At 45.5% G+C, this 23,267-nt stretch carries 24 protein-coding genes and 1 pseudogene; 11 read left to right on the forward strand and 14 right to left on the reverse strand.

Annotated features, from left to right (window positions below; all coding sequences use genetic code 11):
- Window positions 1-133: 133 nt before the first annotated feature.
- Both VRK_RS15755 and VRK_RS15760 read right to left on the reverse strand, forming a co-directional pair.
- Window positions 134-628, reverse strand: a complete 495-nt coding sequence (locus tag VRK_RS15755; protein WP_059122246.1) for a GNAT family N-acetyltransferase — start codon at window positions 626-628, stop codon at window positions 134-136.
- Window positions 625-897 (reverse strand): type II toxin-antitoxin system TacA family antitoxin, encoded by a 273-nt coding sequence (locus VRK_RS15760; RefSeq protein ID WP_059122247.1) that lies wholly within the window; start codon window positions 895-897, stop codon window positions 625-627. Before VRK_RS15760 ends, VRK_RS15755 begins: the two co-directional genes overlap by 4 nt.
- A 151-nt stretch (window positions 898-1,048) precedes the next feature.
- On the opposite strand from VRK_RS15760, the gene VRK_RS21700 reads away from it, so the two are divergent.
- A complete protein-coding gene (locus tag VRK_RS21700) occupies window positions 1,049-1,159 on the forward strand; it encodes a hypothetical protein (protein WP_443083437.1) in 111 nt (36 codons plus the stop codon).
- 305 nt (window positions 1,160-1,464) lie between these two features.
- On the forward strand, window positions 1,465-2,343 hold the full coding sequence (locus VRK_RS15765; RefSeq protein ID WP_059122248.1) for a HEPN domain-containing protein: 879 nt from the start codon (window positions 1,465-1,467) through the stop codon (window positions 2,341-2,343).
- Between the two features lie 171 nt (window positions 2,344-2,514).
- Here the strand turns inward: VRK_RS15765 and VRK_RS15770 are convergent, their stop codons facing one another.
- From VRK_RS15770 to VRK_RS20710, 3 genes and pseudogenes are all read right to left on the reverse strand, one after another.
- Window positions 2,515-2,799, reverse strand: a complete 285-nt coding sequence (locus VRK_RS15770; protein WP_059122249.1) for a hypothetical protein — start codon at window positions 2,797-2,799, stop codon at window positions 2,515-2,517.
- Between the two features lie 67 nt (window positions 2,800-2,866).
- A complete protein-coding gene (locus VRK_RS15775) occupies window positions 2,867-3,967 on the reverse strand; it encodes a hypothetical protein (RefSeq protein WP_059122250.1) in 1,101 nt (366 codons plus the stop codon).
- A 444-nt stretch (window positions 3,968-4,411) separates the two neighbouring features.
- A pseudogene (locus VRK_RS20710) lies at window positions 4,412-4,571 on the reverse strand (GNAT family N-acetyltransferase); the annotation flags it as partial.
- Between the two features lie 148 nt (window positions 4,572-4,719).
- On the opposite strand from VRK_RS20710, the gene VRK_RS15780 reads away from it, so the two are divergent.
- On the forward strand, window positions 4,720-5,385 hold the full coding sequence (locus tag VRK_RS15780; RefSeq protein WP_059122251.1) for a type IV toxin-antitoxin system AbiEi family antitoxin domain-containing protein: 666 nt from the start codon (window positions 4,720-4,722) through the stop codon (window positions 5,383-5,385).
- Entirely contained in the window at window positions 5,372-6,100 is a 729-nt protein-coding gene (locus VRK_RS15785) for a Fic/DOC family protein (RefSeq protein ID WP_059122252.1), read from the forward strand. The genes VRK_RS15780 and VRK_RS15785 overlap by 14 nt, the downstream gene beginning before the upstream one ends.
- A 249-nt stretch (window positions 6,101-6,349) precedes the next feature.
- Here VRK_RS15785 and VRK_RS15790 read toward each other — a convergent pair whose 3' ends face one another.
- The 7 genes from VRK_RS15790 to VRK_RS15820 all read right to left on the reverse strand — a co-directional run bounded on the left by VRK_RS15790 (window position 6,350) and on the right by VRK_RS15820 (window position 13,068).
- Window positions 6,350-7,396: a type II toxin-antitoxin system HipA family toxin gene (locus VRK_RS15790; RefSeq protein ID WP_059122253.1), complete on the reverse strand. Its 1,047-nt coding sequence runs from the start codon at window positions 7,394-7,396 to the stop codon at window positions 6,350-6,352.
- Window positions 7,380-7,706, reverse strand: coding sequence for a HipA N-terminal domain-containing protein (locus VRK_RS15795; RefSeq protein ID WP_059122254.1), 327 nt, complete (start codon window positions 7,704-7,706; stop codon window positions 7,380-7,382). Before VRK_RS15795 ends, VRK_RS15790 begins: the two co-directional genes overlap by 17 nt.
- Window positions 7,691-8,011 (reverse strand): helix-turn-helix domain-containing protein, encoded by a 321-nt coding sequence (locus VRK_RS15800; protein ID WP_059122255.1) that lies wholly within the window; start codon window positions 8,009-8,011, stop codon window positions 7,691-7,693. Before VRK_RS15800 ends, VRK_RS15795 begins: the two co-directional genes overlap by 16 nt.
- A gap of 326 nt (window positions 8,012-8,337) precedes the next feature.
- Window positions 8,338-8,997 carry a LutC/YkgG family protein gene (locus VRK_RS15805; protein WP_059122256.1) on the reverse strand — a complete coding sequence of 220 codons (660 nt, stop codon included), beginning with the start codon at window positions 8,995-8,997 and terminating at the stop codon, window positions 8,338-8,340.
- Window positions 8,994-10,439, reverse strand: a complete 1,446-nt coding sequence (locus tag VRK_RS15810; protein WP_059122257.1) for a LutB/LldF family L-lactate oxidation iron-sulfur protein — start codon at window positions 10,437-10,439, stop codon at window positions 8,994-8,996. Before VRK_RS15810 ends, VRK_RS15805 begins: the two co-directional genes overlap by 4 nt.
- The gene (locus VRK_RS15815) at window positions 10,436-11,224 is read right to left on the reverse strand and encodes a (Fe-S)-binding protein (protein WP_059122258.1); all 789 of its coding nucleotides are present in this window, start codon (window positions 11,222-11,224) and stop codon (window positions 10,436-10,438) included. The genes VRK_RS15810 and VRK_RS15815 overlap by 4 nt, the downstream gene beginning before the upstream one ends.
- A gap of 152 nt (window positions 11,225-11,376) precedes the next feature.
- Entirely contained in the window at window positions 11,377-13,068 is a 1,692-nt protein-coding gene (locus VRK_RS15820; protein ID WP_059122259.1) for an L-lactate permease, read from the reverse strand.
- A 202-nt stretch (window positions 13,069-13,270) separates the two neighbouring features.
- Between VRK_RS15820 and VRK_RS15825 the strand changes: the two genes are divergently transcribed.
- The 3 genes from VRK_RS15825 to VRK_RS15835 all read left to right on the forward strand — a co-directional run bounded on the left by VRK_RS15825 (window position 13,271) and on the right by VRK_RS15835 (window position 15,838).
- On the forward strand, window positions 13,271-14,173 hold the full coding sequence (locus tag VRK_RS15825; protein ID WP_059122260.1) for a LysR family transcriptional regulator: 903 nt from the start codon (window positions 13,271-13,273) through the stop codon (window positions 14,171-14,173).
- A 125-nt stretch (window positions 14,174-14,298) separates the two neighbouring features.
- Window positions 14,299-14,925, forward strand: a complete 627-nt coding sequence (locus VRK_RS15830) for a fused MFS/spermidine synthase (RefSeq protein ID WP_059122261.1) — start codon at window positions 14,299-14,301, stop codon at window positions 14,923-14,925.
- Window positions 14,926-14,929: 4 nt separating this feature from the next.
- Window positions 14,930-15,838: a spermidine synthase gene (locus tag VRK_RS15835; protein WP_059122808.1), complete on the forward strand. Its 909-nt coding sequence runs from the start codon at window positions 14,930-14,932 to the stop codon at window positions 15,836-15,838.
- 74 nt (window positions 15,839-15,912) lie between these two features.
- Here VRK_RS15835 and VRK_RS15840 read toward each other — a convergent pair whose 3' ends face one another.
- On the reverse strand, window positions 15,913-16,869 hold the full coding sequence (locus VRK_RS15840) for an AEC family transporter (protein ID WP_059122262.1): 957 nt from the start codon (window positions 16,867-16,869) through the stop codon (window positions 15,913-15,915).
- Window positions 16,870-17,154: 285 nt separating this feature from the next.
- On the opposite strand from VRK_RS15840, the gene VRK_RS15845 reads away from it, so the two are divergent.
- Window positions 17,155-18,540: an SLC13 family permease gene (locus VRK_RS15845; RefSeq protein WP_059122263.1), complete on the forward strand. Its 1,386-nt coding sequence runs from the start codon at window positions 17,155-17,157 to the stop codon at window positions 18,538-18,540.
- Window positions 18,541-18,619: 79 nt separating this feature from the next.
- On the opposite strand, the gene VRK_RS15850 is transcribed toward VRK_RS15845, so the two are convergent.
- Complete coding sequence (locus VRK_RS15850) at window positions 18,620-19,972, reverse strand: Fic family protein (RefSeq protein WP_059122264.1); 1,353 nt, start codon at window positions 19,970-19,972, stop codon at window positions 18,620-18,622.
- Between the two features lie 261 nt (window positions 19,973-20,233).
- On the opposite strand from VRK_RS15850, the gene VRK_RS15855 reads away from it, so the two are divergent.
- The 3 genes from VRK_RS15855 (at window position 20,234) to VRK_RS15865 (ending at window position 22,869) form a co-directional block, all read left to right on the forward strand.
- Window positions 20,234-20,581 carry a HEPN domain-containing protein gene (locus VRK_RS15855; protein WP_269431951.1) on the forward strand — a complete coding sequence of 116 codons (348 nt, stop codon included), beginning with the start codon at window positions 20,234-20,236 and terminating at the stop codon, window positions 20,579-20,581.
- A 469-nt stretch (window positions 20,582-21,050) separates the two neighbouring features.
- Window positions 21,051-22,610, forward strand: coding sequence for an S-type pyocin domain-containing protein (locus tag VRK_RS15860; RefSeq protein ID WP_059122266.1), 1,560 nt, complete (start codon window positions 21,051-21,053; stop codon window positions 22,608-22,610).
- Between the two features lie 4 nt (window positions 22,611-22,614).
- Window positions 22,615-22,869, forward strand: a complete 255-nt coding sequence (locus VRK_RS15865) for a bacteriocin immunity protein (protein WP_059122267.1) — start codon at window positions 22,615-22,617, stop codon at window positions 22,867-22,869.
- Window positions 22,870-23,267: the final 398 nt, after the last annotated feature.

Genomic DNA, 23,267 nt, shown 5'->3' on the forward strand with positions numbered 1-23,267 from the left:
TTCAAAAGCTACACATATGTCACATGAAGTTTTTATTTTGCTTTTACTTTATGTATAACTTATTGAAAGTAATGGGTTAAAGTGTTTTATTGCAACCCCTTAACAGGACGTTCGTTAGTTTGCTTAAAATGTGTTAGCTCAGGCTGGCTCGAATATCAGCAATCGTGATAAATAGTCGGTTTTCTGTATCTTTAAATGCGGTAAACCCATATTGTTCATAAAAGTGTTTTGCGCCGTCTTTTGCATCAACAATAACAACAGGAAAAGCGACAGTATCACTGGCAGTCAGTAGTTTGCGAAGAGCGTCGATCAATATCCATTCGCCAAAACCTTTCCCTTGAAAATTTGCATCAACGGCTAAACGAGCAATGAGTCCGCCAGACGTTGATGAGTGGTACTTTTTCTGTAGTTTATCTGGTAAAGCATTTAGATCAATTGGCGTCATGGTTAAAGTGTAAAATCCAATAATTCTGGATTCATCGTTATCATCTTCCAGAATAAAAGTTCTGGTGTTATCTTTCTTTGCTTGCTGACTCGCCATAACTTTCAGATAGTTATTCAGAGCACTGATACCGCAGTCGAATCGGTTTCTGTTATGTTTAGACTTATCAAGGAGTACCGTATTCATTGCTGAGTCTTATCGTCATAACGTTGAGCCGCAGTTTTCAGTTTTGCATTTGATGTAGCCGGACGGTCGAGTGCATCCATCAATAACATAGCGTCAGCTTGGCTAAGTTTTAGTGTTTCTTCGCGTTCGATAACTTGCATTGCTTTTTCAGTAGCGGCGCTGAGAACGAATGAATTAATACTCGGCATACCGGCAATAGCAGCAGCTTTAGCCAGTAAGTCTTGTGTTTCAACGTCGACTCGGGCAGTGATGCGAGGTAGTGTTGCCATAAATAATCTCCCTTTGTGCCAAAATGTCACATCGGATTATGGTATCAAATGGCGAGAAAAGCAATATGCGTGTCACTTTGGCACATGAATCTAAAAAATCGCATCAATTGACAGGTATTTTGTAACTGAACTCAGCATTAGCTGCTTCTTGTTGTTTGAGATTTATCATGTTGAAGAAATACAACATGGTGGTGCTATCTATGATATTGATAATATGAGCGTTGTGGCCCCCAAAATCATAAGAGAATCACTATGGGGATAAGCAATGATACCGTTTAAGAACAGCCTCTCAGAGTATACAGAACGCGAATTTACTTAATTTGTTGAACTTATTTGTGATAATGAATGACCTGAGTCGGAAGAAAATAAACTAGTTCGTCATTTTTCAAAGATTGTGTGTCATGCCCGAAGCTGGAAGCGGAGACAATCATAGAGGCAAGGAATAAAAAAGAACCGCGTCGCATTTTACCTTTGAGCCGTGCTAAAACGATGATAAACGGTGTTTTTTGCTGAGTGCTTCTTTTATGCTAGCGCTATTCATCCACAACAAGCCTCAATACTGCGATTATGAAAACATCCCTCGACCATCTGCCCGAATATAAACAGCGTGAGCTGGCGGACATCTCAACGATTCTGCGCGATACACTGGAAGATTACCTGCAAGGCAAACAGGGCAGTAAGAGTGAGTTTCGCATTCTGAAAATTATTCTGTTCGGCAGCCATGCCAAAGGCAGTTGGGTCAAGGATCCGGTGAACGGCTATATCAGCGATTACGATATTCTGGTGATCGTCAATAAAGCAGCGTTGGTGGAGGATTATGTAGTCTGGCAGCGGGCCGAAGAGCAAATTGATCGCAAAGTGAAATCGGCACCGTTGGGTTTGATTGTCCACGATTTGCAGGAAGTGAACGAAAGGTTGCAACAGGGGCACTATTTTTTTAAGGATATCCGCGAAGAGGGCATTGAACTGTTTGCTGCGACGCCGAAATCACTGGCGGAGCCGGGTGATCTGACGGAGGAAGAAAAACGGGAGATTGCCCGTAAGCATTATGAGCAGTGGATAGAGAATGCTGCTGATAGTATTAAAGTTTTTCATTATACTTTTCATGAATCCATGCTTAATGAAGCAGCATTCAACCTGCATCAGGCAACGGAGCGTCTTTTTGCCTGTACATTACTAACTTGTACCAACTACCTGCCGAAGTCTCACAATATCGAGAAACTCGGTAATCTGTGTGCGCAGATTGATCCGGCCTTTGCTGAGATTTTCCCGATGGACAACAAATTCCACCGTCGTAGTTTCCGGCGTCTGCAACGGGCGTATATTGATGCGCGTTATTCAGCGCACTACGAAATCACTGAAGAAGAGTTGAATTATTTGGTGGCAGAAGTGCAGCGGTTGCAGGCATTAACCGAACAGATTTGTCGGGGGAGAATAGGGGATTGAGGGCAGTATTTTTTCAGCCTTTTGGCTCCCAAATTTGACGCACAATTGCGTTCCTCAATTTCAGAAACTGTGGTGCTCTGTGCGCCAGTAACTCTTGCAGAGATGCAAGAGTTACCAGAAGATCTTTTTTGTTTGGCTTGGTCGTGCGTTGTCCAGAACCTTAATCGTTTGTTAAGTTCTACGTTTGGCACGGATATTAGAGCTTGATATTAAAATATTACAGAATTGAATTACATCGGTAATATTACGAAGCGAATATACAGCTCTTCCATAGCGCCCCTCACCCTCATCATTTGTATATTCCCACTGGTGAACCTGCAAATAACCAGAGTCATTTTCACATAAAGAAAAGTCTACAGAATTATATTTATCAAGGTAAATTTGAGAACCTTCGACTTCATAGCCTTGTTCAATAGCGACTGTCTTAACTAACTCAATCCAATTTATATTATTCATTCATTACCTCTTGTGGACTTAACGTTTGCAGGGGCGCGATGTTAGGAGCGTCCCTTGCCTGCACTTGTTATACACTTCCTGCTTCGAATTTTAATAACTCATCCATCGCATGAAATTCCAATTGCTTTGGACTACTTTGAACATTTAAGTATTCAGTTATCGAATCAAACAATGCATCAGGGTCAGTCAAATCAGAATCAGTGAATACAAGAATTGAGATACCAAATTTTCTAAAGTATGACTTTAATTTTCTCATTTCTTTTTCAAAATTAGCTAAAGCTTCGGCATTTATTTCTTTTTGTAATTTACTTTTAGTTCCGGTCAGAGCACCATGTGTTGACCATGGTGATAATTCAAACCCTACCTTACTCATATTATAAGGGTTAATGATTGTAAAATCTAAACGATACTCATGTTTCTTTTCTAACCCACCGTAGCGAAACTCTGGAATTAGGAGAGGAACCTTTTCTGGGTTTTCGCTTGCTTTAACAAATTTACAGTAACGTTTAGCGAACTCCATTTCATGTGTAGAACCAGAGTTACGAACCAAAGTATTTTTGAAAAAGCTTAAATATTGGTCAATATCGGTAAATGTTATTCTTTCATCTTCACCCGGCACTACAAAACCAGTTTCTAGAATATGGCCTATGGTCCAATACTTTTTCTTAAAACGTCGAATTTCACTCTTGTCATTTTCCCATTGATTATCCCTAAACCGGGGAGTTACCAATATTCCATAAGATGCATTTTCCTGACCTATCCACATCACTGATTCTTCAACAGTTGGGCGAACCTTTGAAAGTTCTTCATACTTTCTCAAGTAAGTACGCTCTAAAAATAAATGTAACCATTCTCTTACTTCTTCATGGTCACGATAATAAGCGAAAGCATCGAAAGTCTTGTTTCCTGGTTTTGCAAAATGACCAAGTCCTTCAAGTTTGTTCAAAAAACCAATTAGATAAAGTGAACGAAATTGCTGTGGTGTATCAATTACTTCATTCTTCAGGTCAATATACTCTGCATACTTGCCACCATATGTAGCATTCAAAGAATGTTCATTTCTATAACCCGTCAAATCTAAAATTTTAGGAAGCAAAGATTTAATCCTTGCTGACAAATTACTAACCTCTTTGTTTCTTCTAGTTTTTTGGGGATCTCTCTTTGCCATAAAATCCTCTTTACTTATTATATTTACCGTACCTGACGAAGTGTATAACAGTACCTTTTAACTCGACTCTGTCTGTATAAATTCGGCAGAAAACACAGAATTAATTGTTGTATTTATTTGTTTTTACTAATTATTCTGTGTAACCAACGGGATGATTACAGACAATGTCTGCCTAACACACCATACTAAACTAAGTACATAATCATTCATTAGTAAAAGCAGGTCAATGAATGATAAAAGAAATGTGTCCCAAATCTTAGGCTGGCACACTTTGGGGCAATAATTAGTTGGGATACACGAAGATTGTTCATTTCAAAAGCTATACAGATGCTACATGAGGTTTTTATTTTGCTTTTACTTTATATATAAATTATTGAAAGTAATGGGTTAAAGTGTTTTATTGCAACCCCTTAACAGGACGTTCGTTAGTTTGCTTAAAATGTGTTAGCTCAGGCTGGCTCGAATATCAGCAATCGTGATAAATAGTCGGTTTTCTGTATCTTTAAATGCGGTAAACCCCATATTGTTCATAAAAGTGTTTTGCACCGTCTTTTGCATCAACGACTAAACGAGCAGTGAGTCCGCCAGACGTTGATGAATGGTGCAACACAATCTCAGCTTTGATTTACTACAAATTTTAACGGTTTTTAAGGTCTTGTTTTCCATTTAAATTATTGTTTTTTTATCTATTAAATTGATGGTTTTCCCTATTGCTGTTAAAATTAAGTAGTGTGTTTTCGTAGGTGCATGTTATGAAGCTTGAAACTCGTATTAGACAATCGATAATACATCGTAAAGATGCTGTTTTTTCACGTTCAGACTTAGCTTCACTTGGTAGCCAATCTCAGATGACTGTCGTTTTATCTAAGCTAGTTGATAATGGCGAGTTGTTGAGGATTTCACGAGGATTTTATGCAAAAGCTCATTTTAAGGACGGAGAGGTAAAAACCTGTGCTCCCATAGAGCAAGTCGTTAAAGATACTGTGAAAAAACTAGGCTTACAATTGTACGGTAACACAGCCAAAGAATTAAAAAACGCTAAACCTAAGTCCACATTGGTTGTTGAAACAAAGTCATCTCGTACGGACAGAGTTTTAAATTTTAATGGTATAAAAATCATACTTAGAAGTCATAAGAAAAGTCATAGTGACAAGAACGGTGTTGCGTCGGTTGAGCAAATGCCGACAAAAGATATTAGAGAGTACGTGTTATCATTAGCTAAGCTACATAATGTTTCCTATACATATAGTTCAATAGATCAATTCGCTGATTCTGTGACTGCATTGGCAGGGGATGATATTAAGCGCGATCACGTTGAAGATTTACTGGTTGCATTAAAAAGAGCAGGAAAGTTATCTATGCAGCAAGTGGCTTTATTATCAGTGAATTATCTAAGGGAACGTCATGCCAGTCTTTGACCCTTTTTTAGATTTTGAGGAAAATGGTTATTTACAAAACAGGTTCAAAGAAAAAGACCCTAATGTAATTAGAGAACTAGAGCATACGATGTTTCGTGCTGGCTTAGATGACGCATTGAAATATCTATCAAAAAGAGAAGAAATTACATACAGGGACTTCCTAGAGGTTCATCGGATATTATTCTCTGAAATTTATCCATGGGCTGGTCGGGATAGAAATGAGTTAGTGCCTGATAAAGCTATATCTAAAGCGGGCGTTAAGTTTTGTCACCCGATGGAAATACGCCGTTCAATTGACTATGGTTTGCGGTTGGGTCAAGACAAAGAGTATATGCAGGCTAATCCCGGTGAGGTAATGGGCCTATTTGCTTATGGCCATCCTTTTCTTGACGGAAATGGTCGCACGATGTTGTTGATTCATACTGAGTTGTGCCACCGAGCTTGTTTCTCAATAGCGTGGGAAAAAACGACGAAGTTTGACTATTTGACTGCCTTAAGCAAGGAGATTGAGAGACCAAGAGATAAAACTCTAAACGCATATCTGTCTCAGTTTATCGGTTCGCCTAGAAATCGTGATGCATGGGGCGGCTCTATTCAAAGTATCAAAGGACTAAATGGCGTCGGTGAAACAAATCATGTTGATGGCGATTATTCTGATGAACAAATATCTCGAGAGTATCAAGCGTATAAATTAGAGCGAGAGCGTACAGATTAGTTGTTATTTGGTTGCTCCAATAAAACAGCACATAACAAAAATCTTGAGTCGAATACAAATCAATCCGGCCCTGATAGCATGCGCTGAACTCAAATCCTAGGCATTTTGAGGCACTTCTTCTACCCTGAAAAAGCATCTTGGGTGCGGTTGGAGATGCCATTGAAATCGATGACGTCTGAGCGCACCAACCGCTACATCACACCTTAATCTTCATCCATACCTTGTTGACGGTATAAGGGAGTCCATATATTAAACAGCAACATGGCCTAATTGACCCAAATAGTTAATTCGGCTCGATATCCATTCAGCTATTTTCTCTACGTGTTCTTGCGGCATAAAACTATGACGGTAGATATCAAGAATGGCATCTTGCTTGGCGCACAAATCTTTAATCATTTTGGTCGCCAGTTTAGGGTTGAGGCCAATATTTTGTGCGAAGATGAGAAAGTCATAGCCGGTGTAGGTACAATGTGACTGATAGCCACTTGTATTGCCATTATCGCCTTCTTCACTAGCGAGCAGAGGTAATGCTAATGGGTTCTCGTTTGCGATGTAGTCTGGATAAGGTGCTATAGATACGTAATCATAGATTGGCGCTATTCGAGTGGCCTCTTGTTCCGGTAGCAGCACACCAATATTTCTAAGGTGTAGGTCATTATTTCCGAGAAAGTAGGCTACGAGTATTCGGTTAAATAACTCTTTCTTAAAGTTTAAGCTGCTGTCTACTTTATTAATTAAGAACTTACAGGCTTGCTCGTAGCTAACGTATCCCTCAGCATCGCCTTTTGTCTTCCCGTACTTTTCACGCACGTCCATTGCGGCATCCAATTGTTCTTGATGAATCGTTTCTTCACCTGCTTTTAAGCGGTCATAGCGCCTAATAATAAATGCGAGTTCGCCTGTTTCGTTCTGATCATGAAATCGAACTAATCCAAATGGAGGTGTGTCGAAACCGAGGAATTTCATGACTAACATTGTCGCGTGCTCGTTTTCGGCAAGATGAGGAAATTCTTCTGGTGAAGGCTTGAGAATAAATAGCGCTTTATCCGCTACTACCCCTAGCTGATTATCTTCATTGATCGCAAGAGAAAGCTTTGGTTGATAACCGGAAATACTCATGCCTTTTTGTTTCTTTGGTAACTCAGTAACAAACTCAGCACGCGAAAAAGGTAATTGAATCTGGAATCTATTCGAACCTAGTAGGGTTTTGATTTCCCCTTTTTTGTACTCGACTTGTTCTCTATTTTGTTCATTGAGCTCATCGAGGCTAATAAGACTTCTATTGCTCGGATACATGGTCTTCTAATCTCAACAGTTGGACAGCACCAAGTAAATTTTTGCCGTTGGACAAAAGCATACCTAGCGGATCGTTCTCATCAATTTTTTGTAGTTCTGAGTAGCGCTTCTTCAGCCATCCTTCGGGTGCAAGACTCAGGAAAAAAGGATGTAGCTCTTTACTCTCAAATGGCCCATCTTCTAGAGGCATACTCAGCGATAAGCTACGACCTTTGTAGCTAGGTTCGTATTCGAATGTAAAGCCTTGTTCATTTTGAGACAAAACACCACAAAACTTTCCGTACAAAAGAACTTTTACTTTTCGATCCATATTTTCATTCCTAGTTCGTTAGCAACGGTTAAAAAGTTTTCTAGTGAAGTCTTACTTGGGTCTTTAAGCATTCGTTTTATCGTTGATCTAGAAATATCCGTCTGCAATTCAAGGTCTTCTAATGAGATATCTCTCTTTCGTGATTGCATATCATCAATCAGAGTGTTCGTCTCGTAAATTGAGTAACTTGAAATAGGACGGTTGCTTGAGGCTTCAACATTGCTAAGCATCTCTTCGAAAACTTCGTGAATTTCAGACTCAAGTTTACTTGTAAGATTTCGAAGTTGTAGCACTTTAGGATTCATATTGTTGCCTCTGATGTGTCAAATATGAGCCGTATAATGATTTTGTGTAAATATAAGCTCAAAAATAGGCCTTGTAAAGCACTGTTATTCCATTGTTGACCCTTATGCGGTTCTTATAATTATAAAGGTTCATATTTGAGCATTTAGTGCTGTTCAATTTGAAAAATTGGAAATTTTATCATCGAGGCATGTGCGTCTACCCTGAAAAAGCATTCGGGGACGCTTCCAGAGATGTCATTGAAGTCGGGGAAAATCATTGCGTCCCAAACAGCAGAGTCACAGTTTATTTCCCCAACTCCAACAAACATCACTCACCCCCAGAAAATCTACTCATCCACCACCACAATCACGATGAGCTCCCTTGGCCCGTGAGCGCCATAAGCCAGTGTCTGCTGGATATCCGCGGTTTTCGATGGGCCGGAGACTAAAACCACGTTGGTTGGCATCTGTTGGTGCCACTGCTGCGCGATCATCAGCTCCGAGAAACTGTTAAACAGCGTCGATTGACGAATCACGGCCACGTGGCATGGCGGCACCAGTGATAACGTGCGTGGCTGATGGTTATCCGGCCAGAGCACGAGCGTTCCGGTATCGGCAATCCCGGCTCGTGCATCGGTCAGACCGACATCAACAGTGGTGAATAAGTCATCTTTCCACTGTTCGATAGTCTGTTGGTACTCAGTCATCTGAATGGTTTCCAGCCCCTGGCGAAAATCATGATGCCACTGACCACCGGTGCCGATAGCCGCGTGTTGCCAGCCACGTTGTGCACATAGTTGCCGAAGGGTAGCAATCAGTTGTTGCCGCTCAATCGGTAACACTTGTGCATGGTTGGACTCTAAGGCGGTCTGAAAATGGGTCAGCTTTTCCTCACGACTGAAGTCGTTGGGATGGAAATGTCGGGCAAGTTCTGCCGAGCCATTCTCCAGCGGTGCGGGCTGGGCGGCCTTGAGCCGGTTGAAAATCTGCTGTCTGGCGTTGTTCATGACGACTTGCCTCCTTTCTGTGGCTGGTTGGCTCGTTCCTTCATCAATTGATGTAAGGTTTTGGCGGCCGGTTTCGGCGCGGTCCGGCATTGGGTCCACGGACCCAGTTTGGCCGGGATCAAATGGCGCATCTGTCCGGCAAGGCGAGTGCCGATCCGGTAAATGGTCGGGTGGGTGGCGGAATACGCAAAACTGCGCATTGCCAGTTTTTCGGTGGGTTTGTACGCCGATTTCTGGCCGCGCATGGCTTCAAGGCCGGGTTTCGGCGCGTGTTTTGCTTCGCGGCGCAGGCGCAATAACATGTCGGGAATCGGAATCCGAACCGGGCAGACTTCGCCACAAGCGCCGCACAAACTGGATGCGGTGACCAAATCTTGGGTCGCTTCGAGCCCCATCAGATGCGGGGAAATGATTTTGCCAATCGGACCGGGATAAACTGTGCCGTAGGCATGGCCGCCAATGCGGGTGTAAACCGGACAGTGGTTCATACAGGCACCACAGCGGATACATTGCAGCGTTTTGCGTAGTTCTTCATCCCGATAGGCTTGGCTGCGCCCGTTGTCGAGCAGCACCAGATGGACTTCTTGCGGGCCGTCTTTCTCACCGTCCTGACGGGGAGAGGTGATCATGTTGAAATAGGTCGTGATCGTCTGACCGGTGGCGGAGCGGGTGAGGGCACTGAATAACGGCGGCACGTCGGTGAGAAATTCCACCACTTTTTCGATCCCGGTGATGGCGATATGAACGTTCGGCACGGTGGTGGACATCCGGCCGTTACCCTCATTTTCTACCAGACACAGGGTGCCGGTTTCGGCGACCGCAAAATTGACCCCGGATAAACCGATATCCGCAGTGCGGAATTTTTCCCGCAGCTGGGTACGCCCGGTCTGGATTAAGCGATCCACATCGAGAGTCGGCTGAAAACCGGAGAGGTTATCGCGGAACGTGTCACTGACTTCCTGCTTATTCTTGTGAATAGCGGGCATGATGATATGTGAGGGCTTGTCACCGTCGAGCTGAATGATGTACTCGCCCATGTCACTTTCTAAACAGGTCACCCCGTGCTTGGCCATTTCATGGTTGAGTTCAATCTCTTCACTGACCATCGATTTGCCCTTGACCATCAGTGACGCCCGATGGTGTTCTGCAATCCCGGCGATAATGGTATTGGCCTGTGCGGCATTGTCGGCCCAATGCACCTGAATACCGTTTTTCTGACAATTGGCTTCCAGTTGTTCCAAGAGTTGCGGCAGTTTACTCAGGCAGCGCTGGCGAATCGCTTCCGCCAGATCCCGGGTCTGTTTTTCTTCCTGCGGGTCGGCAAAGGCAGCTTTGCGTTTATCTTTTAGGTAGTCCATCGCACCGCGAAAATTGGCGCGTAGTTGTGGGTCACCCAGTGCCGTTTTGGCCTGTGCATGAAATTGTTGCGGAGAGTCACTCATGATGATTGCTCCTGTGTCGGCTCAGTGGTGGTTCTTTCCAGTAAGAAGCTCGCCAGATGACGCCCCTGTAGCGTGGCCGGATCGCCTTGCTGATGCTGAAAATCCAGTGCGCCATTGATATTGAGCAGACAGCCCCAGTCGGCACTGACCAGATGATCGGCTTGGGTGGCTTTGATGTGACGGGTTTTATCTTCCACCATCGCTTGAGAAATGTTTGGGTGACGCACAGAGAATGTCCCGCCGAAGCCACAACATTCGCTTTCGTAGTCTTGGATTTTCAGCTCGACGTGCTCAAGCTGACTGAGCAGTTGGGTGGCGGTGATATGGACATTCATCTCTCGCCGGGCGGCACAGGAGGTGTGCATCACCACGGAGGTTGCCGGGCCGTGATCCTGCAATTTAGCGCGGCAGACATGCACCAGAAATTCGGTGAATTCAAACACCCGATCACAAAAGGTATTGACCATACTTTCCTGTTCGCTGCCTGCAAACAGGCGACGATAATGGTGATGCATCATGCCCCCGCAAGAGCCGGAGAGCACAATCACCGGGTAAGGTTCGGGAAACAGCGCGATTTGACTCAGTGCTACGGATTTCGCTTCATCATCATAGCCGGATGTGTAGGCCGGTTGGCCGCAACAGGTCTGTTTTTCAACGTAAATGACTTCGATATTTTGCTGCTTGAGCAGGGTGATGGCATCAAGCCCCGCATCGGGGTCGAATAGGTCTACCAGACAAGTCGCGTAGAAATAGACTTTGTCCGGTTTCGCTGGGTAAATTCTCATAAGGTGCTCCAGTGAATGCATGAGTAAGTGAGGCCATCACCCTCAAAGAAACACGACGTTGGGGGAGTGTCGGTTGGAAAGAAGAGTGATGGCTAATGGGTAATTCTTATTGTTAACTTTTCAGGCAGCTCGTTTTATTTCATCAGTTTGTTCTAATTCATCAGGACATCAGTGGCATGAAATCCGTAGATCACCAGCAAGCCGATCAACCCCGTTACTACGAGATAATAGGCCGTTGGGATAATGGTCTTGCGCAGGGTTGCCCCTTCTCTGCCCAACAGGCCGACAGTCGCTGATGCTGCCACGACGTTGTGAATCGCAATCATATTGCCGGCAGCCGCACCGACGGCCTGCAAAGCAATCACAATTACGCTTGAAACCGAGAGTGTGTGAGCCACTTCAAATTGAAACTGACTGAACATCATATTTGAGACGGTATTTGAACCGGCGATAAAGGCACCGAGTGCCCCGACCGTTGCGCTTAAAGCAGGAAACGCATTGCCAACCAGCCCGGCGGCGAAATCAGCGGTGGTGACCGGCATACTGGACAGTTCAGCCCCGTTCACCCCTGAGTTGATAAAGATCCGTACCATCGGAATGGTAAAGACCAGTACAAATCCGGCTCCGACCAGCGTTTTGCTCGATTCACCGAGTGCGCGGATCATCGGCGCCGGGTTTCTGGCTTGAATCAAGACCGCAAGTAGTGCGACGAATACCAGAATGCCTCCGGGTAAGTACAAAGGCTGGAATGAGGTACTGACACCGGCTTCACCGAGAATATTGGCAAACGAGAGATTGATACTCTGTAATAGCGCTTTAAAGTCAGGGCTGACCCGGCTGGCGACCAGTATCACCGCGAGAAGCAGGTAAGGTGTCCACGCCAGGGTGAGGCTCATCGGGTTCGAGCGGATGCTGTTCAGATCCATTTTCAGCGAGCCGAGCCATTCGCCAGGCCATTCGTGCTCAGGGCGGAAATCCCAGACTGTGCGCGGCACGAGGAAGCCTTTTTTCGCCGCCGTGACCACCACCGCGAGCCCGACTAACCCACCGATCAGCGAGGGGAACTCAGGGCCGAGCAGGGCTCCGGTCAGCGCGTAAGGGATGGTGAAGGCCAGTCCGGCAAACAGGGCGAATGGCAGAATATCTAATCCTTCCGTCCAGCTTTTATTTTTGCCGAAAAAGCGCGTCAACATCATCGCCATCAGCACCGGCATCAGGGTGCCGACGGTGGCATGGATCAGCGCAACGCTGGTGGTAATCTGCTGTAGATAGCTCTCCCAGCTTGAACCGTGCGCTGTCAGAAGCTGGCTGATATTGTGGCTGTCGAGCCCTTTACTGACACCGACCAGAATTGGTGTGCCAACCGCGCCGAAAGAGACGGGGGTTGATTGAATCATCATCCCCATCAATACCGCAGCCAGTGCCGGAAAACCAATCGCAACCAGTAGTGGTGCGGCAATGGCCGCGGGCGTGCCGAAGCCGGAAGCACCTTCAATAAAAGAGCCGAAACACCAGGCAATAATAATGGCCTGAATGCGTCGATCCGGAGAAATATCGGTAAAACCGTTACGAATCACGGTAATGGCACCGCTGTGTTTGAGGGTGTTGAGCAGAAAAATTGCGCCGAAGACAATCCAGAGTACTGAGACGGTAATGCCCAGCCCCTGTAACACGGAAGCCAATACCCGATTGGCGGACATGTCCCAGCCGAATAAGGCAATGACAACGGTCAGGCCGAATGCAATCGGCATCGCTTTTTTGGCGGGCCAGTTCAGGCCAATCAACAAAATTGCTGCGACAACAATCGGAGAAAAAGCAAGTAAGGCTAATAATGTTTCACTCATGGAGGCGACTTCCTTATGCGTAGAATAGAGCCATGGGTCGTGGTGACGTTTCATACGTTGAAACAGAGCCACATGGGTAGGGGGTTCTACAATTTGTTTTTATTTATGATGTTATTGTTAATCCAGTGTGAATCTAGCGCTTTATTTTTTGTGGATATAGGGAAATAATGAAAATGATTGATTCCAAAAGTGACATAATTGTATGAGAGCCGACGATCTGATTTTATTTTCTTCCGTGGTGGAACTGGGTAGTTTTAGTCTGGTTGCCGAGAAAAATAACCTTACTAATTCAGTGGTTAGCAAACGTATTGCGCGTCTGGAAAAAGAGCTCGGGGCACAACTTTTGTATCGGACAACGCGCAAACTCACCCTGACGGAAGCCGGAAAAGCCTTGCTACAAGGTGCTAAAAATGTGAAGCAAGCCACTCAGGAGGCGTTTGACGCCGTGGCCGGGTATGGCGAAAACCTCAGTGGTCATATCCGCATGTCGGTACCGACCATTTCCGGTGAATTGCTGTTAGCTGAAGCCGTGGCGGAGTTTTGTCAGATGCATCCGGGACTGACCGTGGATATGTCGCTGGATAATCGCTTCGTGGATCCGATTGGCGAAGGTTATGATTTGGTGATTCGAACCGGATTACTGGAAGACTCCAGCTTGATTGCCCGGCACATTATCGATTCGCAATGGGTGGTCTGTGCCACGAGCAGCTATATCGCTAGGGCAGGAACGCCGTACCGTCCGGAAGATTTGGTCAATCATAATTGTCTCCAGTATGTCTATCAGACAACCGGTGCCAGTGACTGGGAATTTAAAGGACCGGATGGCAATTACTTGTTAAAAGTCTCGGGGAGTTTTTCCAGTGATAATGCGATTGCATTGAGAAAGGCAGCACTGAGCGGCTATGGCATTGCTTATCTGCCGCGCTGTCTGGTATATCCTGATCTACAGGACGGCTCACTGATTGATTTATTCCCGCGGCAAGTCGGTAAAAGGCTCGGGGTTTACGCGATTTATCCGTTTACCCGTCAGCCACCGAATAAAATTCGGCTGCTGATTGAACATATCCGCGCCAGTTATCTCAAGATTGGCTACTATTTTTACTGAATCACCATCAGGAATATGTCCCTTCAGTACAGTGATTATTGATGATTCGACTTGCTATATGAATGATTCCTGCGAATATTATGAGAGCAGCGATTATTTATCTTGGAATAAACAATAGGAAGCATATGACGGTTGACAATGGATTGTTGAAGAATCGGTTTATTTTTTTACTCGCATTTCTGAGTGGCTTTTGCATCATGTCGGTCGAGCTGATGGGCGGCCGGATTCTGGCGCCTTATTTTGGCAGCAGCATCTATGTGTGGGGCAGCATCATTACCATTTTCATGGTGGCCTTGTCGGCTGGCTATCTGCTGGGCGGACAATGGTCGATGCATTCGCCTTCTTTACGCAAATTCAGTCTACTTTATCTGTGTGGTGCGGTGACTTTACTGCCGTTGGTGTTTTGGGGCGATACGGTGATGGAACAGGTTTTTATCCGGATTATGGACCCGCGTTATGGCTCACTGGTGGCAGCGCTGTTGCTATTTTTCCTGCCAACGTTGATTTTAGGCATGATTTCGCCTTATTCGATCCGCTTACTGATCAGTGACTCCGGGCGTAGCGGGCAAGTTGCCGGTAAGCTCTATTTCGTCTCGACCTTAGGCAGCGCACTGGGAACGCTCTTGACGTCGTTTTATCTGGTGTTGTGGTTTGAAGTGAATACGATCTTATTGAGTTTGATTGGTATTTTGTGTGCCGGTGGCGTGGTTGCATTCTATGTCCGGTTTCCCCGAGTGGTTGCAGAGGCTTAAAGTGATGTTGAAAAATATGTTATCGGTGCGTATCTGGATGCCCGTTGTGATGTTATTGATTGGATTTTCTGCCCAGAGCGAAGTGATCTATACCCAGAAGTCGCTTTATCGGGATATTGCGGTGGTTGAAAAAGATGGTTTGCGTTGCTTGGTGTTTGCGTTGGTGAAGGGCGACAGTGTCCAGACGTGCCAGTATCAGGACGAGCACGATCAACGACTGGTCTATTCATATAGTCAGATGGTAATGGGCGGGTTGTTACTCAATCCTCAGCCGCAGCGGATACTTGTGATTGGACTGGGCGGTGCTTCGATTCCGAATGTGCTGACGCAGCTTTATCCGGACGCTGAAATGGATATTGTGGAATTGGATCCGGGCGTGGTCAAAGTGGCGCGGGATTACTTCCACTTTCAAGAAACCCCGCAGACTTCAGTGGCAGTTGCGGACGGACGCGTTTTTGTCAAACGTGCGCTGCTGCGGAAGAAAAAATATGACTTTATCATTCTTGATGCGTTTACCGGTGATTATATTCCGGAGCATTTGATGACCCGGGAATATCTACAGGAAGTGCAACGACTGATGACTGAGGATGGTGTGCTGGTGGCAAATACCTGGTCGTCGAGCCGGCTTTATGCGCATGAATCCGAGACATATCGTCAGGTGTTTGGCCCGTTTTTCAATTTTAAAATCAAACAGGAACAAAATTACGGTAACCGGATCATCATCGTCGGTAATGGCAAACAGCCGCTGCCTTCCCGGCAAGTGATGCAGCAACGGGCGAAGTCATTGGTCAAGCCGTTGGCACCGTATAATGTCCTGATTGATCGTTATCCGGCACTGATGTCCACTAAAGCGGACTGGGATCGAACTGCCCGTCCTTTAACCGATCAGTATTCGCCTGCCAATCTATTGTGATTTATTGCCATGCTTCATCTAAAACAGGCAGTCTGTAAGACTGCCTGTTTGCTTGTCTTGTTTGTCGTGTGGTATTAAATCAGCGCCAGTGATGACAGTACAAAGACCCCGAGTGTAGTGGTTAACAGCGACAACAAGGTTGTCAGCACAATGATATTGGCGGCCAGTGTCGCGTTGCCGCCCATAGCGCGTGCCATCACATAGCTGGCGGCAGCGGATGGTGCGGAACTGCATAAATAGATAATCCCCAGTTCTGAGCCCCGGAACCCACAAACCCATGCACCGAAGGTGATCAGAATCGGACAGGCAAGGAGTTTGAATGCCGTTGCTGACCAAGCCGGGGCTTTATCATGATTGAGCTGACGGATATCCAGTGAGCCGCCACCGCAGATCAGGGCTAATGGCAGAGTCATATCGGCGAAATACTGTCCGGCTGTACCGGCGATATCCGGTAGGGTCAGGTTGAGTTGAGAGAAGCCGAGCCCTAATAAAATGGCAATAATCAGCGGATTTTTGGTCAGTGTTTTGACCACAATGATCAGCGCCTTCATGCCTGACTGACTGCCCTTCGGCGTGAGTGTGAACACCGCCTGTACATTAAACAGCAATGTTAAGGCTGCCACATACAGGGCTGCCTGTGCCAAGCCGTCAGACCCGTATGCGTTGGTAATTAAAGCCAGCCCGATAATCGCACTATTACCGCGAAACGCGCCCTGAATGATGACCCCTTGATCTGCCGCGCGCTTGAAGTAACATTTGACCGCCAGCGTGATCAACAGGAAAAAAGCGAAATTAGAGGCGACCCCATAGAGCACCAGTGAGCCACCGGTGGTGACATCATGTGACGAGTTGGCAATACTCAGAAAGAGCAATGCCGGGAGCGTGACTTTAAATACCAGACGCGATGCAACTTCAATGAAATGGTCATCGATGAGCTGACTACGGCGGAAATAGATTCCCAGAAAAAGCATCAGACAGATCGGGCCGGTCACCGACAGGGAAAATTGCAGTTGTTGTAGTAGTAAATCCATAACGCTCCTGATTGGTAGATAAAGCTATGATTGATGCACCTTGGTATGATGACCACCGAATGGCCGACCAATAAACTAATTGCCATCATTTTTATAGGGATAACTGCTTTTATTGACTCGTGTAACAGAACCAAGGTATGGGTTATGTCATTAATTGTTATGTCGCTTATTGCTTACTTCATTGAATAATGACTCACAACCGCTTGCAATGGATGGTCGTCTCACATTGACCTTTTCCATCCGGGTTGCTGAGGTTCAACATAGCCCAAATAAAAAGGAAGTCTAATGAATAAAAACGATAATGTCCCTCTCCCCGCGAACACCCGAGAATGGTTTTTTAACCGTAATAGTATCATCATCTGTGTCGATATCCTGCTGTTTTTACTGCTTTATTTCACCTTACCGTTTCAGCCCGATGTGGTGTTGGGGATCAGCATGCTCACCTTCATTGCGGTGTTATGGTTAACCGAAGCATTGCACGTTACCGTGACTGCCATTCTGGTGCCGGTGATCTCGGTGTTGTTTGGTGTATTTGATACCACCACCGCGCTGAGTTACTTTTCCAATCCGATTATTTATCTGTTTCTGGGGGGCTTTGCGTTAGCCGCAGCCATGCACCAGCAAGGGTTGGATAAAGTGGTTGCCGATAAGGTGCTCTTGATGGCGAAAGGCAGAATGAGTGTCGCGGTTTTCATGTTGTTTATCGTCACTGCGGTGATTTCGATGTGGATTAGCAATACCGCAACTACCGCGATGATGCTGCCATTGGTGCTGGGTATCCTGAGTAAAGTCGATGCAGACAAAGGGCATAAAACTTACGTTTTCGTTCTATTAGGCATTGCATATAGTGCCAGTATCGGCGGGATTGCGACGGTGGTCGGTAGTCCGCCAAACGCGATTGCAGCCGCCCAAGTCGGGTTAACCTTTACCGACTGGATGAAATTTGGCTTGCCAACGACGGTAGTGATGCTGCCGGTGATGATTGGGATTCTCTACCTGCTGCTCAAACCGGATCTGTCCGGCCATTTTGAGCTGAACCACGAACCGGTTGACTGGGATAAAGGCAAGGTCGTCACGCTCGGGATTTTTGCGCTGGTGGTGTTCTTCTGGGTGTTCAGTAAACCGATCAACGCCATGCTGGGCGGATTTAAATCGTTTGATACCATCATTGCACTCAGTGCAATTATACTGGTGAGTTTCGCCCGGGTCGTACACTGGAAAGAGATTGAAAAAACCGCAGACTGGGGGGTGTTATTGCTGTTCGGCGGCGGTATCTGTCTCAGTAATGTTCTCAAGCAGACCGGAACCAGCGTATTCATTGCCCACGAACTGAGCAGTATGATTTCAAACCTCGGACTGCTGTGGATCGTAATTATTATCGCAACATTTGTGGTGTTCCTGACCGAGTTCGCCAGTAATACCGCCAGTGCTGCGTTGCTGATTCCGGTGTTTGCCAGCGTTGCGGAAGCGTTTGGGGTTTCACCGGTCTTGCTCTCAGTATTAATCGCGGTCGCAGCATCTTGTGCATTTATGTTACCGGTGGCAACCCCGCCCAACGCGATTGTGTTTGCCTCGGGCCATATCCGGCAGTCGGAGATGATGCGAGCCGGTATCTACTTAAATATCGCCTGTATTATTGTGCTAACCCTGATTGCGGTGTTCTTCTGGTAGGAGCGCGCAATCAGACTCAATCCCGCTCATGAATCGGGGATTCAGAGCGGCAAAATCAAGGGCGCTGATGCGCCCTTGATTATATTTTAAGCTGTTCTCGGATACGGTTTGGTGCAATGTAGATCAGGCCTCGCTGACCTTTCTTCGTTGAGGACAGGAGCAAGTCTTCTTCGACTAACGCATTGAGATATGCGCGTGCAGTATTTTCATTCACACCGAGATCTTGAGCAACGACTTTGGCGGTAAAGACTCGCCCCGGCTGCTTCACGGCAGTTTTTAGAATTTCTAATGCACCATGCTTCAATCGTTTTGAGACAGGACTCTTGTCAATCCAATTCATAAATTCGTAGAATTGCTGACGTTTTGCCTCGACATGATCGTGCAAGGCACTCACTGCTTTATTGATCACATCCACTTGATGATAGAGAAAGTATGTCAGATCGAAATCATCAGTTTCTGTATAGATATACGCCGTGTCGTATTCGCTTCTTTTTTCCTGAATAAGTTTACTAATGGATACATACTCAAATAGCCAGTACCCGGACTTGAGCATGAACCAGTAGAATAATGCTCTTGCTGTTCTTCCGTTACCATCACCGAATGGGTGAATATAGCCAATCATAAAGTGAAGGATGATCGCTTTAATCATCGGATGCATGAAATTGGCAGAGCCTTGTTGATCATGGCGGTCATTTGCAAAATCACACAGCTCATTCAGCCTATCGATCAACGTGGTATGGCAAGGTGGTTCATGTGCGACTTCGTTATAGATATTCGCGACCGTGATGTTGTCATCTTCACGGAGTTGCCCGGAGACCGCATCATTGTCAATAGCTTTGAACGTCGCGATTTTGTGGAGCGCCAATATCATATCAATTGAGAGTGGCTCGTCTTTGAGTTCAACGGCTTTCTCCATCAACAAAAAATTGTTGAATATCATCTGTTCTGATTTATCCTTCGGCTTCCGACTTTCTTCCAGCATCTCCTTGGCAACTTTGCGAGTCGTCGAGGCTCCCTCTAGCTGTGAGGAGCTAATCGCTTCTTCCATCATTAAGCTTTTTACAAGATAGCGGTCTTTCTCTCTGCTTGTGACAAAGGAGTCTTCACCGATTTTGTAACCCCCCCCTGTTTGTGTATCAATACGATGCAGCATCGCCTGTAGCGATTCAGGTACACAGTATTTGAACGTCTTGCCACCCTCTGCACTGAGTGTTTGAATCTGTTTTGAGTTTGCATGGCGGGCATACTTTGTCGCAAGCCATGCTAGCTCTTTGTTGGCATGCTTCTCGACTCGCCACTGAAATTTATCCCAGTGCAGGTATTGTCCTTTGCTATCGGTTGGGCCGTATTTTTCTAAAGCAGGGAAAATTACACTAGGCTCAAATTTTTCAATCAATTCATTGAATTTTGGCGGTTTTCTTAGTCTTGCCATACCCACACTCGTGACTGAAGTTTACTTTAGATTAAATTTTGAAATTTAAGTTTATAAGTGAGTTATGTGGTTTTCAACTCAAAAATTAAAATTTGAGGTTATGTCTCTGTTCTGCCTTAAATCTTCTCCTTTAGCAAGTGTCATCATGTGCATAGAGCGATGCATAACACGACTAAATACCGCCAGCGGCTATGGCAATGTCAGCGCCTATATTGAGGTATTCCGGCATCGTTTCATCTACCTCAATATTATGAATTCTCTATTTCCGAGGATGATTTGATTCACGCAGCCTTTATGTTACACCAAATCACGGAACGTTATTTAGCCTGTACTCTACTCGTCTGTACTAATTACCTACCCAAATCCCACAATATTGAAAAACTGGGCAAACTCTGTTCGCAAATCGACCCTGAGTTTGCAACGATTTTCCCGATGGACAACAAATTCCACCGTCGTAGTTTTCGGCGTTTGCAACGCGCTTATATTGATGCCCGTTATTCGGAGCACTACGAAATTACCGCAGAAGAATTGAATTATCTGGTGGCAGAAGTCCGACGTTTACAGGCACTGGCGGAGCGGGTTTGTTTAGCGCAGATTGATTCTGCCTAATTATTCTTCCTTGAATGGTTTTCTTTGTTGAGTGGTTAGTTTGAGTTGGGTGAAATCTTTTTAAAAAGCCAACTTGATCGATGTTCTCAGGGGGAAAAATCATGGAGGATTTTTCAGGATTGCTTGAGCAGGATGCGAATCAATCCGACCCTGATTATGCGTGCTGAACTTAAACCTAGGCCTTTTGGGGTACTTTTTCGGCCTTGAAAAAGTACCTGGGGCGCATTCGGAGATGTCGATGAAATCGGAGAAAGTCATTGCGTCCCAAACCACAACCTAATGATAATAAGCAGGAATTTACCCCGTCTTCCCTGTTACCCCCCATTCCAAAAATAACCACTCCCCATTAAAACCCCAAATTTAAACATGTTTTATAAATCCATTTGAGTGTAATTATTAATTCATATGAAAATAACCTTATCAATAAGCATCCATCGATAAAACAATCACGGCTCAGCCAACAACGTTAATGAACTATCAAACCACTCAAATCTATAATCTGATGAGTTATGAATTTGCTCAAGTTGAAGGGGATTTTGCCTCCTTACGTGAGTCAGATGTGAAATCCGTTATCCCTGCCGGAATGCGCTTTGCAGATTTTCTTGAACAGCTGCGTAGCGGTCATCAGGTATTGCTGACTGATGTACCATCGATTCCGTTGCTGATCCGGGATCGGGATGAATGGGGCAATCAATATTGGCGAGTCAATCCTGCGATTGAGCCTCATCTCGACTTGCTGGCTAACAAGGCTTATACCGCCAGAGTTGAATGGGTCAATCATGGCATTGGTTCAACTTATTCCGGCAGTGTGAATGCCTCTGTTTCTACCGAGCCTTATGTCGAACGCGAACCTGTGAAACTCACTTTAGCAGAGCGGCTGGTCAGGCAGCGTCAGGAGCGGTTACGGGAGCTGGATAAAATCCCACTGCCTTCATCCGCATGGCAGAACGCATTTAACAAGCCGCCCGTTAAACCCTCCCGTTTCGCCAAATCTGCGCTGGTGCCAAACGGTACGTGTGACATCGGTACACAAAGAGAGTCGCTTTCTGCGCTGGGGGATTATGCGGCTTATACACTGGCCGTCGGGCAGGGGATTAGTACCGTTTCTGAAGAAGCCTTTTTGACGCGTATTGGCGGCGCAGCGCTGGCAGAGCTGCCGGGACTGGCGATGAAAATCGTCGGAAGAGCTGGCATTCTGGCTGCATTTGTGCCGAACAAATTAGCGGACAGTACGCTCTACAGCGCTGCTGATATGAGTAATAAAGACACGGTTGAAACCAATATTCGCTTGGGTTTCAATACGGAAGGGCGAATTTACGGCTATCACGTCAATGGGACGAATATTCCTAAGCGTGAAGTAAAACGGGTCGGTGATAAATTTGTTGTTGAGTTAGAGCCGGATATCACCATTGAATGGGTGCCGATTAGCGGCGATTTTGGCGGTAAACCGATTCTGGTTAATCCCATCCCGGAGATGGAAAAGTACGATATCTGGATCCATCCGCAAGCGGAGCAAAGGCAAGAGTTTGATAATACCTACATTACGCCAATTGCTGATGCGAATTTACAAGACTATATTCTGACCTTTCCGGCAGAGACTGGGTTACCACCGCTGTATGTGGTGTATAAAGAAAGCCCTCGCAACGAATCAGGTGTTGTGACTGGCAACGGTGAAGATATCACCGGCCTGTGGTTAGAAGCTGCCGGAAAAGAGTTAGGTGCGCCAGTGCCGTCGCAAATTGCGGATCAGCTTAGAGGCCAGAAGTTCGAAAGCTTTGACAATTTCAGGGAACGTTTTTGGTTGACTGTGAGTGAAGATGGAAATTTGTTATCGCAGTTTGCGTCAAAGAACCAACGATTAATCAAAAAAGGCCGTTCACCTTTTGCTTTACCTCAAGAACATGTTGGTAAAAGAAGTCGATATGAAATTCACCATGTAGAAGAAATTCAGCATGGCGGTAAAGTCTATGATGTTGATAATATGAGAGTTATGACACCTAAAAGTCATATAAATATCCATAGGAAATAACAAAATGAAGTTAAAAGATAGCTTACATGATTATACAGAAGATGAGTTTCTAATTACTTTGGAATGGTTCTGGGATGGTGAAGGTTCGGAAGATGAAGAAGATGAATTTGTCTATCAGTTCAATCAGATCGTACTCCATCCAGAGAAAAGCGCTCTATTAACTCATCCAAAATCACACCAAGAAGATTCTCCCGAAGGTGTTATTCAAGAGTTGAAACGATGGTATGCTGAACAAGGCTTGCCATGCTTTAAGGACTGATTCGGTCTTTTTAATTTCCAGCCTTGGGCTCCCGAATTTGACGCACAATTTCTTTCTGCGGTTTCAGCGGCATTCGTGATCAGTGCGCCAGTAACTCTTGCAAAGATGCAAGCGTAACCAGAAAATCTTTTTGTTTGGCTTGGCCGTGCGCTCTCCAGAACCAGCTTTTACGGGCGTCCTGCCCGGAAAAGCTTAATCATTCTTCCTTGAATGGTTTTCTTGGTTGGGTGGTTAATTTGAATAGAGTGAAATCTTTTTAAAAAGCCAAATTGATCGATGTTCTCAGGGGGAAAAATCATGGAGGATTTTTCAGGATTGCTTGAGCAGGATGCGAATCAATCCGACCCTGATTATGCGTGCTGAACTTAAACCTAGGCCTTTTGGGGTACTTTTTCGGC

Origin of the sequence: Vibrio sp. MEBiC08052 (assembly GCF_001506075.1) — a bacterium.
GTDB lineage: Bacteria > Pseudomonadota > Gammaproteobacteria > Enterobacterales > Vibrionaceae > Vibrio.

Excerpts from the sequence above, each read along its gene's own strand:
- VRK_RS15860 (WP_059122266.1), top strand. The coding sequence starts at position 21,051 with ATGAACTATCAAACCACTCAAATCTATAATCTGATGAGTTATGAATTT.
- VRK_RS15825 (WP_059122260.1), top strand. The coding sequence starts at position 13,271 with ATGAGAGCCGACGATCTGATTTTATTTTCTTCCGTGGTGGAACTGGGT.
- VRK_RS15765 (WP_059122248.1), top strand. The coding sequence starts at position 1,465 with ATGAAAACATCCCTCGACCATCTGCCCGAATATAAACAGCGTGAGCTG.
- VRK_RS15785 (WP_059122252.1), top strand. The coding sequence starts at position 5,372 with ATGCCAGTCTTTGACCCTTTTTTAGATTTTGAGGAAAATGGTTATTTA.
- VRK_RS15775 (WP_059122250.1), bottom strand. The coding sequence starts at position 3,967 with ATGGCAAAGAGAGATCCCCAAAAAACTAGAAGAAACAAAGAGGTTAGT.
- VRK_RS15780 (WP_059122251.1), top strand. The coding sequence starts at position 4,720 with ATGAAGCTTGAAACTCGTATTAGACAATCGATAATACATCGTAAAGAT.
- VRK_RS15835 (WP_059122808.1), top strand. The coding sequence starts at position 14,930 with ATGTTGAAAAATATGTTATCGGTGCGTATCTGGATGCCCGTTGTGATG.
- VRK_RS15760 (WP_059122247.1), bottom strand. The coding sequence starts at position 897 with ATGGCAACACTACCTCGCATCACTGCCCGAGTCGACGTTGAAACACAA.
- VRK_RS15820 (WP_059122259.1), bottom strand. The coding sequence starts at position 13,068 with ATGAGTGAAACATTATTAGCCTTACTTGCTTTTTCTCCGATTGTTGTC.
- VRK_RS15790 (WP_059122253.1), bottom strand. The coding sequence starts at position 7,396 with ATGTATCCGAGCAATAGAAGTCTTATTAGCCTCGATGAGCTCAATGAA.
- VRK_RS15845 (WP_059122263.1), top strand. The coding sequence starts at position 17,155 with ATGAATAAAAACGATAATGTCCCTCTCCCCGCGAACACCCGAGAATGG.
- VRK_RS15800 (WP_059122255.1), bottom strand. The coding sequence starts at position 8,011 with ATGAATCCTAAAGTGCTACAACTTCGAAATCTTACAAGTAAACTTGAG.
- VRK_RS15805 (WP_059122256.1), bottom strand. The coding sequence starts at position 8,997 with ATGAACAACGCCAGACAGCAGATTTTCAACCGGCTCAAGGCCGCCCAG.
- VRK_RS15865 (WP_059122267.1), top strand. The coding sequence starts at position 22,615 with ATGAAGTTAAAAGATAGCTTACATGATTATACAGAAGATGAGTTTCTA.
- VRK_RS15830 (WP_059122261.1), top strand. The coding sequence starts at position 14,299 with ATGACGGTTGACAATGGATTGTTGAAGAATCGGTTTATTTTTTTACTC.
- VRK_RS15815 (WP_059122258.1), bottom strand. The coding sequence starts at position 11,224 with ATGAGAATTTACCCAGCGAAACCGGACAAAGTCTATTTCTACGCGACT.
- VRK_RS15755 (WP_059122246.1), bottom strand. The coding sequence starts at position 628 with ATGAATACGGTACTCCTTGATAAGTCTAAACATAACAGAAACCGATTC.
- VRK_RS15795 (WP_059122254.1), bottom strand. The coding sequence starts at position 7,706 with ATGGATCGAAAAGTAAAAGTTCTTTTGTACGGAAAGTTTTGTGGTGTT.
- VRK_RS15810 (WP_059122257.1), bottom strand. The coding sequence starts at position 10,439 with ATGAGTGACTCTCCGCAACAATTTCATGCACAGGCCAAAACGGCACTG.
- VRK_RS15840 (WP_059122262.1), bottom strand. The coding sequence starts at position 16,869 with ATGGATTTACTACTACAACAACTGCAATTTTCCCTGTCGGTGACCGGC.
- VRK_RS15850 (WP_059122264.1), bottom strand. The coding sequence starts at position 19,972 with ATGGCAAGACTAAGAAAACCGCCAAAATTCAATGAATTGATTGAAAAA.
- VRK_RS15770 (WP_059122249.1), bottom strand. The coding sequence starts at position 2,799 with ATGAATAATATAAATTGGATTGAGTTAGTTAAGACAGTCGCTATTGAA.